The following is a 13,230-nucleotide window of genomic DNA, read 5'->3' on the forward strand; positions in this document are numbered from 1 at the left end:
TGGAGCATTCAATGATTAAAACCAAACAATTAAAACTAAGAAAACCCGATACAAACGACATCGACATTATTGCAGAGATTTTATCTTGTCCGCTGCAAACTAAATATCTTCCTCACGAAAAACCATATTCAACACAACAACAACGCAGTTATCTAGAAAATCGAATACAGCATTGGCAAGAGCATCAATTTGGAACCTTTATTATTGAACTTACCCATCAAGCCTCTAAAAAAATCGGCTTTATCGGCTTTGAATATGCACCGAACCCAGCGTTTATCGATATCCGAATGGGCCTGGTCCATGCCTGCGGGGGTTATGGTTATGCGACTGAATCGGCACATGCAGTCCTAAAATGGGCTTTTAATCAAAACATAGCCAATGCGCTCTATGGGGTTGCTGTACAAGAAAATATTGCCTCCCAACGCGTGCTTACAAAGATCGGAATGAAACCCGTGCAAGACGTAGATCTATACCATCGACCGGGTCTGATCAACTTTGTCATTGAGTCGCCAAAGTCATAACACCATCATCAAATCCACCTGAAATGAACTCACAGAGGACCCAGACAAGCATGCAAATAGTCACCGCAGAAAAACAAGAAAAGGAACAAAATATTCAGCGCCACACTCTCAAATTGATAATTCGGTAAAATATGAGTCAACGCCTCCGAACAGAGCAGATTTTGTATTAACTAGAGATGAGAAACAGCAATTCCCATCCAATGAAGCAAAGCTCTCTGACCGCGAGGCCATAATCTACATTCATAAACTGATTCAATATAATTGCTTGTTAACGACACTTCGAGGCAGCAACTAAGCATTTGTTTTTAATCCGAATATTACTAGTGTTGAGCGCTAACAGGTGAATCACATTATCAATACTCAAATTTGCAAAATAGCAAATGATAAACACAACCATTGGGCCATCTGAAGGCGTTTAATACTCGCCTCAAAAAGTGCGGCCAGTCCACCGCCAAACCGTTCGAAATGGCACTAAAAAAGCCCCATGCAAGGCATGGGGCTGTTCACAGGCGCACAGGAAAATAGCTAAAGCTGATTTTAGATGCAATTACGGCGGCGCGATAACACCACAAAGCCTAAGCCAAGGGCAAATAAAATAGAACTCGAACCTTCACTCACCGTCGCAGGAATTTGCGGCTCTTGCCAGTTAAAGCCGGTATTGTGGAATTCTCTGGCACCGGTGAAACTCTCTGCCGCAACACTGCCATCAAACACTGCACCACCAACCAAATCGGCATCCATTGCCAATACCGCGCCGACAAAGGCGATACTGTTAAAATCGATAGTTTCTGCTTCGTAGAAGTTCCACAAAATATTCGCCGCGCCAATGTTCAGGCCATCATCTAAGATCCCAAAACCGCTGGTAAGGTTGACCCCTCCGGCTACCGATACCGCAGAGCCGGCTACGTTAATAACCACCGTTTTAGCCGAGCCAGCCGCTAATGACAAAGAGTTATTTTGGGCAAACACCTCACTGAAGTTGACATTAAATACCGCCATATCATCGCTACCACTATAAGACAAGTGACTAGCGCTAAAGCTACCATTTGCAGTTAAACCGGAAAAATATGCGGAATCGGCACGTAGTTGCGACTCAAGACCAGCCATATTACTGGCCATGGCAGCTTGCTCGCCTGCCGTCACTTTTTGCACACTGGAGCCGCCACCATTTAGGTTTACGTTGCTCACATTTAAGTTGCCACCGTAAGTCAGGCTGCCAGCATTCAGGTTAATATTCGAAGCATTGATATTGCCTGCAACTGTAACCGTATCTTCAAAAGGGACGGTGGTTTCACGAATCGCAAAAGTTGGCGATTGCCCAGCGGCATTTAAGTCACCACCAATAATGGTTCGTCCTTCGACTTCTCCACCTTGGTAGTTATAGTCACCAGTGAGGATTAAATTGTAATCACTTAAAGGCGTTGCTTGGCTAGCAGCTGAGTACAATAAGGCAACACCGATCACTGCTGCTTGGCCAAATTTTTCATAAAACATATAACTTTTCCTGATACTGCTAAGTCGCCTAAATTTATTCTATGTTTTCAAAGTGAAACCGTGATAAGCGATGGTTTCTCGACCGCTCAGTCTGCGCATCAAAAGCAAAAATTAAGCCAACAAGTAAATAACCATTTAATTCAATGCCTTACGAATAAGTAAATAAAACTGTACATGAGGAATGATGCAAATGTGTAAAAAAACTCGACAACTGCTCAATATTAGCATTTCAGCAACAAGCTTTAGATTCGCCTCATCATACGATACGAGCTTAAGCTTGAATGAATTTGTCAAACCGACTATCCATACATGCACTAATATCTGTCGTCACAAACCGACCGTTGTAAAACAAACTAAAGATGGTTGCCGGAGAAGGGCAGTTTTGCGCCTGCTGACAAGTATCAAGCTTAATAACGGTCAATGGAATATGACGTTTTTTACAACTTTCTCTTAAAGATTGAGTCGCATGATATTCAGCAAAAGGGCAGCGATTAGAAAAATAGACGACACAGCCTTGCGGTACAAGCCCCGGGCTTTTAAGCTGAGCAGCGAAGCTAGGGAGTACCAGCTCCTCGTCGAAGGCTAAACAGAGTAAAACGAAGCCATCCGCAGTTTCATCGCTCACCACAAAACCCTGTTTAATTAACCATTTGCTATCGCTCATAAAATGATTTTTGTTGCGACCCGCCACCGCAACTAAACCTAGTTTGGCCTGCTGCTTGGCATCTTCAATCGCTTGGTTTAAAAGATATAGACCATGCCCATGGCCTTTATATTTTCCCGACACCCAAAAACAACCAAGCGCCAAGTAATTAGGCGCCACGATCGGCAACCATGCGGTTTCGGCAGGACCATATTCAATAAACACCTTTGCCCGTTGATTGAGGCGTTTGAATACATAGCCTTGCTCAAATTGTTGGGTTAACCAGTCTTTTTTTGCCTGATAACTTTGTTGACACTTTTTATCCGAAAATGCACAGCAGATATGCTCAGTTGCAATATTCGACGGACTTAAACTGATGTATTCCACTTTTCAACTCCTTGCTCCTTAACCTTCATCCATTAACTCCAATCAAGCGCTTGGTTCGCCAATAAATAAAATAAAGACCACTTTCTACACAAACGCCACTTTCATGCGCCTTAAAACCACACATGATAATGGTACTCACTCATAACAAGCGTTTATAAGTTGAGCCATGCAAGAAGCCACGATCTTGTTTGCCAAAAGTGACATACTCACCAGAAATAACCAGAAATCTCGATGACACGACTCATTGTGACTATATTGTAAAATAAGCTGATAATGCCCCCCAATTAAAGTAGGTGCCCGATGAAGCAACTGACTGCCCTTATTTTATTTATTTTAAGTACGACCAGTACCACTGGTTACACAGCGCAAACAGAGCGAGTTTACTCTGTGGGGATTGTGCCTCAATTTGAAACCAATAAACTGCATCAAATTTGGCATCCAATACTGCTGCAGCTAACCGCTAAAACAGGCTACAAATTTAAATTGTTGGGCTCCACCTCTATCCCTGATTTCGAGCAAGACTTGGCCGCTGCCAAATACGACTTCGCTTACATGAATCCTTACCACCTGCTGATTGCCAATCAGCAAGCTGGTTATCTTCCTTTAGTTCGCGATCATGGCCGTAAGCTTTATGGCGTATTAGTTGTAAAAAAAGACAGCAATATCACAAGCCCTACACAACTAGATGGCAAGACCTTGGTTTTTCCGTCGCCTAATGCACTGGGCGCATCGCTACTGATGCGACAAGAACTGAAAGACCAATATGACCTCAACTTTAACGCTCGCTATGTCAAAACTCACGACTCTGTTTACCTCAATGTATTATTAGATGAAGCAGACGCAGGCGGTGGAGTGCAAAAAACCCTGAATCGCCAAAAGAAACAATATAAAGAACTACTAAACATCATTCACAGCACCGCAAAAGTAGCGCCTCACCCCTTTACTGCACGACCTCAAGTTCCAATTGAAGTAAGAGAGCGAGTACGTGATGCTTTATTAGAGATGGGCAGCTCAAAAAAGGGGCTGTTACTATTATCCAAGATCCCTATTAACAGTATAGGACCGGCAAACCTAGATGATTATTTACCACTCAAAACAATGGACCTTGAACGTTTCTATGTGGCGCCAAATAAATAGATGAAAATTAATTTAAAGCTCGCGATACCACCTTTGATAGGCCTGATTCTGATAAGCCTGATTATTCAGTTGTACTGGATCCCGCTGCAATTGGAAAACGCCAAGACAGAATATAAGAAACATACTTATGAATTGCTCACTTTGGGAGAATCATCAATTGCCAAGAGCCTACTGCAACGAGACTTGGGCGCTTTATACGTTCACCTCGAATATTTAGAAGAAACCTATAAGTCTCGCTGGCAGAACATCGCGCTATATAACTATAACAACAAGCGTTATTACCCCATCGTAAAACCATCGCTAAATGACAAGCAGAGCAAGCAACTAATTCATATTGTTCATGAACTAAGTTCAGGAGAGAAATATCTAGGTCGTATTGAGTTAGACGTAAACTGGAGTGATAAGCGACAAACCGTTATCTCGGATATTAATAAGGTGAGAAACATGGTGATAGGCTTGGTTTTATTAAGCCAACTCATTGCCCTATTAAGCCAATATAAAATTATCTATAGGCCACTTAAAAAGCTCAGCCTCGCCACCCAGAAAGTCGTCGAAGGTGATTTTAGACCGGCACTCCCATCACTAACGGAAGACGAAATTGGCGATCTAAGCAAAGCATTTAAAACCATGGTAGAAGAACTGGCATTCCGTAAAAATGCGCTTGACGAACATGCTATTATTAGCGCCGTAGATCGCTCAGGTCGGATCACCTACGTCAACACCAAGTTTTTACAAATATCCGGTTATTCTGAAGAAGAACTGCTCGGCAAAACTCACCGAGTGATTAAATCAAAAGTTCATTCACCAGAATTTTATAAGAGCATGTGGTCAACCATCACTCAAGGCAAGGTGTGGCAAGGAGAAATTTGTAATTTGACGAAAAACGGTGAGCACTATTGGGTCAGCTCAACCATTGTCCCCTTTTTAAATGAACACGGTGTGCCGCAACGTTATATCTCGTTACGCACCGATATCACCGAGCAAAAATCCGCTGAAGAACGGCTTCGGCACATGGCCAACCATGATGCCCTCACAGGTCTAGCCACTCGACGACTCTGTCGGGAAAAGTTGTCTACCGCCATCGCGATGGCACATCGTCACAAAAAATGCGCAGCTGTTTTATTTATTGACCTCGATGGTTTTAAAACAATCAACGACAGCTATGGTCATGATGCTGGTGATGCAGTGCTGATGAATGTTGGCAAAAGACTTTGCGCCACGGTACGTGAAATGGATACCGTGGCACGGATTGGCGGGGATGAGTTTATGGTGGTATTGAGCGACATTAGCGATCCTGACGATATCAAATTAATTGCGCAAAAGCTGATTAACAATTTGAAGGCTCCTTTTCATTTCAACGAGCAGCCTCTTCAGATCGGAGCCAGCATCGGTATCGCACTGTATCCAGACCATGCTCAAGATGCAGAAAGGCTGATTAATCGAGCCGATGAAGCCATGTATACGGTAAAATCTAATGGCAAAAACAATTATGCTTTTGCCGAAAAAGATTCACCGTCTCATACTGAACACCCGCATTGACGCTCAAATTCCCCTGTTATTTTAGTGGGGTATTTGAGCTTGAAGCGAAGCGCTAGAAAGAATAGCCATCCCATAACAGGCGTCGCGACTTTTCTGGATCGCGCTGTTGCTTTGACTGGGCGTCAAAACGCATGCTATAGCGTTGATTAAGCTGATACTGGCTCCAACTAACTTGACCTGTTTTCGCAAAATCAAGCCACTGACGATGCATCGAATCGGCCAGTGATTGTGGTGCATCACTACCAACAAACGCTTTGGCTTGATCCGTTACTAAGGTATTGAAAGAGAAAGGAACATCCACAAAATGGGCGGCCCCTAACTGACCACCAAATGCTTTTGAACGCCAGGAAAAATTATAATGCCAAACTGGATTACCATTGTTGACCAGTGTCTCTGCAATATGTAACGCCGGCATTCTAAAGGTGTAGTCCGATTGAATATCGGCGAAGATATCCCCCTGAGTTGCTTGCCCATCCTCGGAATACACCTGCATTGGTTTTCCCGCTAACTTTAAGTCCCCTAAAAATAGCGACACCTCGGCATTCGTCATGCGGTCTAGTTGGCCACCAGGAACAAGATACAATCTCGCTTCCTGATCGGTGCTACCAACAATGACCGGAATGCTCGGATCGGCATTTTTAGCAAGGTTCACCATTGGCGTATCAACAATCAGCTTCCCGTCCATAACAGGCAGAAAAGCCGTTCCACCCCAAGACAACTCGCCCCATTGCTCACGGTCTTGGATCTGCTGCCCCAGCGCGACTACCCCAGCAACTAGCTCAGGATAAGGCACACTCGCAATTCCTTCAATTGAGGCTGCAACCTTGAATCGTTCAGCAAATGCCTCGCTTAGGCGCGTGGCTTGCGCTGTGCTTACCGCCTGCATTGGCGGGCTTTGCATAATCGCTTTATGAAATAGACCTTTCGCCGCCGGAGTGCCGAGTAAAATTGCAACACTTTCGGCCCCAGCCGATTGTCCAAATAAAGTCACCTGTTTAGGATCACCACCAAAGGCAGCAATATGCTGTTGCACCCATTGCAAGGCGAGAATTTGATCCAAGATCCCGCGATTATCGGGTGCGCCTTGCAAATGCATAAAACCATCCACGCCAACCCGATAATTAACCGTGACCACAATCGCCCCCTGCTTGGCATAGCTACTACCGTTGTATACCGATTCGCCAGCATCTTCACGAATAAAAGCGCCACCCGGGATCCATACCATCACCGGTAGTTTTCCCGGCAACTTGCCCATCTCAGCAGGAGCCCAAATATTTAAGGTAAGATCTCCTGGAGCGCCAACTAACTCGGTTTTAACACCACGACTCGGCTGCGGAGTTGGTGCGCCCAAAGCGCTAGCATCTAACACCCCACTCCAAGCTTGCTTGGCTTGCGGAGCCTGAAAGCGGCGCCCTTCAACAAAGGGGTTTTCGGCATAGGGCACACCATAGAAGCTGACGATATCATCTTTCACCACACCCGCCACTTGGCCCAAACCCGTAGTCACCATCAGCTGGTTATTAGGGGGAATAGGAGACGCGGCAAAGGCTGAGCTCACAAACATCGAAAGTAGGCTCACAGCACTCAACAATAAGGTTTTAAATGGATAGTTTTTCATGATTAAATCTCTGCTATTGCACTAGTTCGGAAAAGATTCGGGAAGCTCAGCAGGTGCACAGGCGATAATATCATCTCGATCCGCACCACAATCTTCCATGAAGGTTATTTTAGCAAACTCATCAACCACCTCTTTCGGGTAGGTTGGTCCAGCGTCGCGGTATTGCTGCATTAATTCTAGATGTTCATTTTGATAACAAACGGTTTTTTTCGGGTCATTAAATACCCAACGCGGAAAGAAGATCACTCCATGTAACTCTAGTCGCGCTAAATTAATAGTTAAACTTACGCAGGTACCCGTGGGTTCATCCCAAGAAATTTTATAGACGTGCTGCGCGATCGGGTGAATATGGGCGACCTGATCGGTGACCCAGCGACCGCCAACAATACCACTGTGGATCCGGTAGTCAAACACGGTGTCAGACTTCACATAGATTTCGTATTTCCAACCATTTTCATAAGTATAAACAAGATGTTTTCCGACTAACGGGTCCAAAGCTAATTCATTTTTTTCGCTGTTCATAAAATTGCTCTCCTAAGAATGCTTGAGAATAATTTCTCGCATTGAGTTAATTTCGAACAACATTATCATTTGAAATATAAATCTAAAAACGCTATTTTTCATTCACAACAATCTAAAAATTAGATGGATAGTCATGCATCGCTCTACTTTGGAACAATGGTACATCCTGCAAACCGTGATCGATGTCGGTGGATTCACCGCAGCGGCAAAACAAGTGCACCGCAGTCAATCCTCGGTAAGTTATGCGATCAAAAACTTACAACAGCAGCTCGACGTAGAATTGCTGCGGATCCACGGCAAAAAAGTACAGTTAACACCACTCGGGGCAACCTTATTGGAAGACGTTCGACCCTTATTAAAAGAATTCGCCAACATTGAGCTTCGAGCCAAACTGCTCACCGCTGGCGCGCCTGCCAACATTAAGTTAGAAGTCGACAGTATCTACCCTAAGTCATTGCTGTTTAGAGCTTTAAGTGCATTTAAACAAACCTTTCCCCACACTCAGGTAGAACTCAAAGAAATCGTCCGTCTCGCCCCAACCAATAGTCTGGCAAATTGCGATTTATCGATTGGGCTTCCTTTCAATGGCAAGTTAATGGCCCAAAAACTTTTAGATGTAGAATTGGTAGCCGTGGCACACCCCGCACATCCCTTGCATCACCTTAAGAAAACGCGTTTAACTGAAGCCGACTTGAATCATTACATTCAAGTTCATTTGGATAATAACCATCAATATGCCAGTGCAACAATTGAGCGTTCAAGTCAACGCTGGACAGTCAATACCGTTGATGCCGCTATCGAAGCGGTGCGCAGTAATCTTTGTTTTGGCTGGCTACCTGCACATCGTATTGAAGACTTAATCAACCAAGGCGAATTAACGCCACTCCCCTTAGATATGGGAAGAGTTAGAAGCATTCCTTTATACCTAATCTATATGGACTATGATCGACGTAATCCCGCCATACAGGCCTTAGCCGAACTGATTTGCGAGGTTTAAGCAACCTAAGCAAACCAGTTTAAAAACTTAACTTTCGACGATAAAACTTAAACGAGCTAACTCTCGTCCATTCACATGCAACGCGACATAATGTTTTCCGGGATAGTATTTTCGGGTAGAAATCGCTTTAAAAGAGTGGTTTTTCTCCATCGCAAAAGTCTCCCCCTGATTTAAACAGAGATTTTTTAATTTAAAGACCTTGGCCGCAGTTTTTCCATTAGCTTTCATAAAATGCAACGCGTAGTCCAAAACAAACTTTTGTTGGCTTTTTTCAGCGCTTATTGCCAAGGCAAAAGTGAGCACATCGCCTAATTTAAACCGAGCATTGAGCAGCGCAAATTCCTGCAGCTGCAGCTTTGGCTCAGCGGTATAACCGAGTAAGGGGAAACTCAAGGGATGGCCTTGTTTCACCAAGCTGCGAGTCGCGTGTTTAATCACCCAATCAAGCTGTGGGTCATTGTTCTTTTGCCAAGCCTGACATAAGTCTAAAACTTGCTCTGGATGATCTTTACTGATGTCATTCAGGTTATTCGCCACCGAGCGCCGCACATACAAACTGGGATCATTCTTGAGTTGTTCCAGCAAAGGAATAATGGGCGATGGGTCACGGATCAGAGACTTTAACTGCGCTCCCCAAGGCAAACGCGGACGGCAGCCCTCACTCACCAGACGCCGCAGATGTTCATCTTGGTGCACCAACCAGCGATGCAACTGTGCCCAGGTTTGCTCCGGATGCAGCTCAAGAAAGGGGCGGATCGCAAACTCCGCACTATATAGGGGGCTCAGCTTCGCCAACACTGGTAGGGCGAGCTGGGGATACTCGATACCTGCCACCGCCACGTAATCGGTGACTGGCCATATCGCAAAACCACGTAAGCTATCCTTTGGATCACCACCATCCCAATACTTTGGTAAGTTGCTCAACAGCTTCGCTGTTTGGCCAAAATCTTGCGGTAGCGTTTGTTGCAACGCCGCAATAATATGCTGCACCCGTTGCTTCAGTTCTAATTGCTCTAAGCCTGCCTGTGCCAACTCCATAAAACCTAAGGCATCAAATTGCGGATACACCGCCACCAAACCCTTTGCGATCCGTTGCAAGGCAGGTTCGGCTAAAGCATTTTTCATCAACATTTGTTCGGCCATATTCTCTTAAAATCCTATGTAATAAATTGAATCTCGCGATTCATCATCTGGATCGCCATTGATACGTTGATAGATTGGATTTACCGACATTACAATGCTCACAGAGGATCTGCAGATTATCAATATCATATGCTAACTCTGGATGCGTCGATCTCGGCCGAATGTGGTCGACGTGCATCACCGCGCCAGTGGCCGGAGAAGCACCACAACATGAACAAGTATTGCCGTATAACTCAAAGGCTTTGGTTCGTAAACGTAACCACTTAGCAGACGAATAAAAATTGAATGTTTTCGGCTCACGATAGGGGACCTGTTGAAAGTGACTAAAATCTTGAGGGGTTTCACCTGGCGCATAAAAAGTTACTTTCGGGTTAGCCTCTTGATTCACTTTAAGCCATTTAAAAACCGATCTTAAAGCGCCAGCTTCGGTCTTATAGTTGCTCCGCTTCATGTTTCCATTCAAATAATAACTAACGAGGTACATTTATTCTGCTCCTTCACGACAAAATAACGGCTTATTAAGGCACTAACCACCGGGTAAATACAGAACGAGTGAATAACCAACTTAAACCCAAAGCTAACAGTAAGACAATCGCCATAAGCACTGGCAGGGCGATACTCGAATGGCCAAACCATTGGTAAATCCCATAGTCTAGGTGACGAACCGGGATCAGGAACAAAGGGTGGACTAAATAGATCCCAAAACTATATTTAGAGACGGTTTTAATCATCGGTCTCCAACCATTGGGGACCTTTTCTGCGTAGGCTTTCACCAATACAAATAACGACATGGCAATCACTACAGTATTGAGGCTCTTATAGCCCATAAATACACTACTATATTCCCCTTGCTGCCAAATGTAATAAACACTGCCCAATACATTGAAACCTAAAGTCGCAAGGCCAGTCATCAACCAAAACTTCAAGTAAGGTTTCTGTTCATGGTTAAACAAATACCAGCCCACAACTAAATAACCACTATATAAAATGATATTTTGCCGCAATGGCGTTTCTACCTTTAACCAATGCATTAAAGTGAGTAATAACCACGCCGCCAATAACAATAAAACCCGCTGATGATCCATTTTATGCAGCAACGGGGCTAACAAGGGGATCACAAAATACAGGGGAATGAAATCGTAAAAAAACCAAAGGTGATACCAAGTATGCTGATTGTTGGCATGTGCTAACAGACTTTCGGTTATCGTCCACGACCAACGTCCATCATGAAATCCCGCAACAACTGCATAAATCACCGTCCAAGCAATAAATGGCAATAATACCTTCGCTAAACGCCGTGACAAATAATAACCACAGTCAAAAGGCCGCCTATCTGACAGCAATAAGGCGCCACTAATCATCATAAAAATCGGCACTGCCCAACGACTCATCGCATTCAATGAGACCGCAGGCAACCACTGATGCCAGGCAAGGCTGGGAATTAACTCCCGATAAGGCCCCAAAACATGGATCCCCACCACCGCAATCACTGCAATAAAACGCAGGCACTCGATATAAAATAAAGAAGGACGAGTCACTTGAGTATCGCTCATAAAAATTCATGTACCTTTATAGAAGTGTTCGCTCACTTAAAAATTATTCCCCCGCTATACTTACCGCCACATGAGCGCCGACAAGCAAGCAAGAAAGGGCTTTCGTTAATTGCCTTAACCCACCTTTAACCTTACACTAAGAGATTGAATAATCGTTAATTTGCAAGGAATGCAAGTGTCTATATCTCAGTTCGGGGGCAGCAAACAGAAGTTTATTTTAGTATTATCTATATTGCTACTCTGTTCCTTTTGTTTAACTTCATGGTTAAGCTACCAAGTTGCCTACCACTCGATGAGTCAACAAATCGAAACCAACCATTTACCGCTCACCAGCGATACCGTTTATTCAGAGATTCAACAAGATTTACTACAACCCATTTTCATCTCTTCCTTAATGGCCCAAGATACCTTTTTACGCGATTGGGCATTACACCAAGAAACCGAAGTTGAGCCTATCGTTCGTTACCTCAGCACCATTCAGCACCGCTATCACACCGTCACCACTTTTTTTGTATCTAATCAAACCCTACGTTACTATCATCCCAAAGGTGTCATTAAAACGCTCTCGCCAGATGAAGCAAATGATGCTTGGTATTTTCGAGTGCAGCAACTGCCAAAGACCCAAGACTACGAAACCAACATTGATTATGACACCGCCGACCCAACCCGCACGACCGTGTTTGTCAACTACAAGGTCTATGACTACAAGCACAATTTGATTGGGGTGACAGGGGTTGGTCTGAATGTAACCTTAGTCAAAAAACTAATTTCACTTTATCAACAACGCTATCAACGTAGCGTTTATTTCATCGACCCTGAGGGTAATGTAGCGCTTAGTGATGAACACTACCGTGGTCCGCGAAATATCTATCAACGCCCCGGTTTATCGGAGCAGGCCAAGACCTTACTATCCAGCCCCAGTGGACGCTACCAGTTCAAGCAAGACAATCTTCAATTTTACCTAAATGCGCGCTACATTCCCGAATTCAATTGGTATTTAATGGTTGAACAACAAGATGCGCCAGCTACGAAGCAACTCAAACAGATTCTATGGATTAATCTACTGATTAGCCTGCTGGTGACTTTCATTGTGTTAATAGTGGCTAATTTTACGATTGGAAATTACCAACGTCGTCTGGAAAAACTGGCGTCTACCGATAAACTCACCGGCGCGTTTAATCGACAAAGTTTTGAAATACAGCTAGAACAGGTGATCGACATTCAACATCGCTCCAACAGCCCTTGCTCCTTAGTTATCTTTGATGTTGACCATTTCAAAGCAATTAATGACCAATATGGCCATCTGGTTGGTGATGAAGCACTCAAGCACATTGCTGCACTAGCCACGGAACAGCTGCGCGGCTCAGATATTATCTGCCGTTGGGGAGGCGAAGAATTTATCGTTCTATTGCCAAATTGTGATGCCTCAGCCGCATTTGAGGTGGCCGAAAAAATACGCCTAGCAATCAAACATACCACGGTCTGCGTGAATGGAAATGAACTGCAGTTAAGCATTAGCTGCGGGATTGCGCAGGCCAAAAGCCATGAAGTTTTTGTTAATTTACTAATTAACCGTGCCGATCAAGCGATGTACAGCGCCAAGAGAAACGGTCGTAATTGTAGTGAAATAGCCCCATAAAGTTCACTCGTTGGCGAGCTCACAATGAAAACTTGGG

The 13,230-nt window shown here is 44.3% G+C and carries 12 protein-coding genes; 5 read left to right on the forward strand and 7 right to left on the reverse strand.

Features of this window, described 5'->3' with window-relative positions; all coding sequences use genetic code 11:
• Window positions 1–11: 11 nt before the first annotated feature.
• The gene (locus ACRRSY_RS21070; RefSeq protein WP_432455612.1) at window positions 12–521 is read left to right on the forward strand and encodes a GNAT family N-acetyltransferase; all 510 of its coding nucleotides are present in this window, start codon (window positions 12–14) and stop codon (window positions 519–521) included.
• 537 nt (window positions 522–1,058) lie between these two features.
• Here ACRRSY_RS21070 and ACRRSY_RS21075 read toward each other — a convergent pair.
• Together ACRRSY_RS21075 and ACRRSY_RS21080 are read right to left on the reverse strand one after the other, a co-directional pair.
• Window positions 1,059–2,015: a choice-of-anchor A family protein gene (locus tag ACRRSY_RS21075; RefSeq protein WP_432460353.1), complete on the reverse strand. Its 957-nt coding sequence runs from the start codon at window positions 2,013–2,015 to the stop codon at window positions 1,059–1,061.
• A gap of 271 nt (window positions 2,016–2,286) precedes the next feature.
• Window positions 2,287–3,045 (reverse strand): GNAT family N-acetyltransferase, encoded by a 759-nt coding sequence (locus ACRRSY_RS21080; RefSeq protein ID WP_432463967.1) that lies wholly within the window; start codon window positions 3,043–3,045, stop codon window positions 2,287–2,289.
• A gap of 300 nt (window positions 3,046–3,345) precedes the next feature.
• Between ACRRSY_RS21080 and ACRRSY_RS21085 the strand changes: the two genes are divergently transcribed.
• Entirely contained in the window at window positions 3,346–4,182 is an 837-nt protein-coding gene (locus ACRRSY_RS21085; protein ID WP_432455609.1) for a phosphate/phosphite/phosphonate ABC transporter substrate-binding protein, read from the forward strand.
• Window positions 4,183–5,721: a diguanylate cyclase domain-containing protein gene (locus tag ACRRSY_RS21090; RefSeq protein ID WP_432455608.1), complete on the forward strand. Its 1,539-nt coding sequence runs from the start codon at window positions 4,183–4,185 to the stop codon at window positions 5,719–5,721.
• A gap of 52 nt (window positions 5,722–5,773) precedes the next feature.
• Here the strand turns inward: ACRRSY_RS21090 and ACRRSY_RS21095 are convergent, their stop codons facing one another.
• On the reverse strand, window positions 5,774–7,339 hold the full coding sequence (locus tag ACRRSY_RS21095; RefSeq protein ID WP_432463968.1) for a carboxylesterase/lipase family protein: 1,566 nt from the start codon (window positions 7,337–7,339) through the stop codon (window positions 5,774–5,776).
• Window positions 7,340–7,360: 21 nt separating this feature from the next.
• The gene (locus ACRRSY_RS21100) at window positions 7,361–7,861 is read right to left on the reverse strand and encodes a phenolic acid decarboxylase (RefSeq protein ID WP_432455606.1); all 501 of its coding nucleotides are present in this window, start codon (window positions 7,859–7,861) and stop codon (window positions 7,361–7,363) included.
• A 133-nt stretch (window positions 7,862–7,994) separates the two neighbouring features.
• Here ACRRSY_RS21100 and ACRRSY_RS21105 point away from each other — a divergent pair, with 133 nt between their 5' ends.
• Window positions 7,995–8,858 (forward strand): LysR family transcriptional regulator, encoded by an 864-nt coding sequence (locus ACRRSY_RS21105; RefSeq protein ID WP_432455605.1) that lies wholly within the window; start codon window positions 7,995–7,997, stop codon window positions 8,856–8,858.
• 27 nt (window positions 8,859–8,885) lie between these two features.
• Here the strand turns inward: ACRRSY_RS21105 and ACRRSY_RS21110 are convergent, their stop codons facing one another.
• The 3 genes from ACRRSY_RS21110 to ACRRSY_RS21120 are packed head-to-tail and all read right to left on the reverse strand — an operon-like array spanning window position 8,886 to window position 11,554.
• The gene (locus ACRRSY_RS21110) at window positions 8,886–10,001 is read right to left on the reverse strand and encodes a DNA alkylation repair protein (RefSeq protein ID WP_432463969.1); all 1,116 of its coding nucleotides are present in this window, start codon (window positions 9,999–10,001) and stop codon (window positions 8,886–8,888) included.
• A gap of 43 nt (window positions 10,002–10,044) precedes the next feature.
• A complete protein-coding gene (locus ACRRSY_RS21115) occupies window positions 10,045–10,485 on the reverse strand; it encodes an HNH endonuclease (RefSeq protein ID WP_432455603.1) in 441 nt (146 codons plus the stop codon).
• A gap of 34 nt (window positions 10,486–10,519) precedes the next feature.
• Window positions 10,520–11,554, reverse strand: a complete 1,035-nt coding sequence (locus tag ACRRSY_RS21120) for an acyltransferase (protein ID WP_432463970.1) — start codon at window positions 11,552–11,554, stop codon at window positions 10,520–10,522.
• A gap of 175 nt (window positions 11,555–11,729) precedes the next feature.
• On the opposite strand from ACRRSY_RS21120, the gene ACRRSY_RS21125 reads away from it, so the two are divergent.
• The gene (locus ACRRSY_RS21125; protein ID WP_432463971.1) at window positions 11,730–13,193 is read left to right on the forward strand and encodes a sensor domain-containing diguanylate cyclase; all 1,464 of its coding nucleotides are present in this window, start codon (window positions 11,730–11,732) and stop codon (window positions 13,191–13,193) included.
• Window positions 13,194–13,230 lie beyond the last annotated feature (37 nt).

Source organism: Agarivorans sp. QJM3NY_33 (assembly GCF_050870865.2).
In the GTDB taxonomy this organism is placed as follows: Bacteria; Pseudomonadota; Gammaproteobacteria; order Enterobacterales; family Celerinatantimonadaceae; genus Agarivorans.

Coding starts and splice junctions, on each gene's coding strand:
- ACRRSY_RS21090 (WP_432455608.1), top strand. CDS start 4,183: ATGAAAATTAATTTAAAGCTCGCGATACCACCTTTGATAGGCCTGATT.
- ACRRSY_RS21120 (WP_432463970.1), bottom strand. CDS start 11,554: ATGAGCGATACTCAAGTGACTCGTCCTTCTTTATTTTATATCGAGTGC.
- ACRRSY_RS21110 (WP_432463969.1), bottom strand. CDS start 10,001: ATGGCCGAACAAATGTTGATGAAAAATGCTTTAGCCGAACCTGCCTTG.
- ACRRSY_RS21115 (WP_432455603.1), bottom strand. CDS start 10,485: ATGTACCTCGTTAGTTATTATTTGAATGGAAACATGAAGCGGAGCAAC.
- ACRRSY_RS21100 (WP_432455606.1), bottom strand. CDS start 7,861: ATGAACAGCGAAAAAAATGAATTAGCTTTGGACCCGTTAGTCGGAAAA.
- ACRRSY_RS21070 (WP_432455612.1), top strand. CDS start 12: ATGATTAAAACCAAACAATTAAAACTAAGAAAACCCGATACAAACGAC.
- ACRRSY_RS21085 (WP_432455609.1), top strand. CDS start 3,346: ATGAAGCAACTGACTGCCCTTATTTTATTTATTTTAAGTACGACCAGT.
- ACRRSY_RS21095 (WP_432463968.1), bottom strand. CDS start 7,339: ATGAAAAACTATCCATTTAAAACCTTATTGTTGAGTGCTGTGAGCCTA.
- ACRRSY_RS21105 (WP_432455605.1), top strand. CDS start 7,995: ATGCATCGCTCTACTTTGGAACAATGGTACATCCTGCAAACCGTGATC.
- ACRRSY_RS21075 (WP_432460353.1), bottom strand. CDS start 2,015: ATGTTTTATGAAAAATTTGGCCAAGCAGCAGTGATCGGTGTTGCCTTA.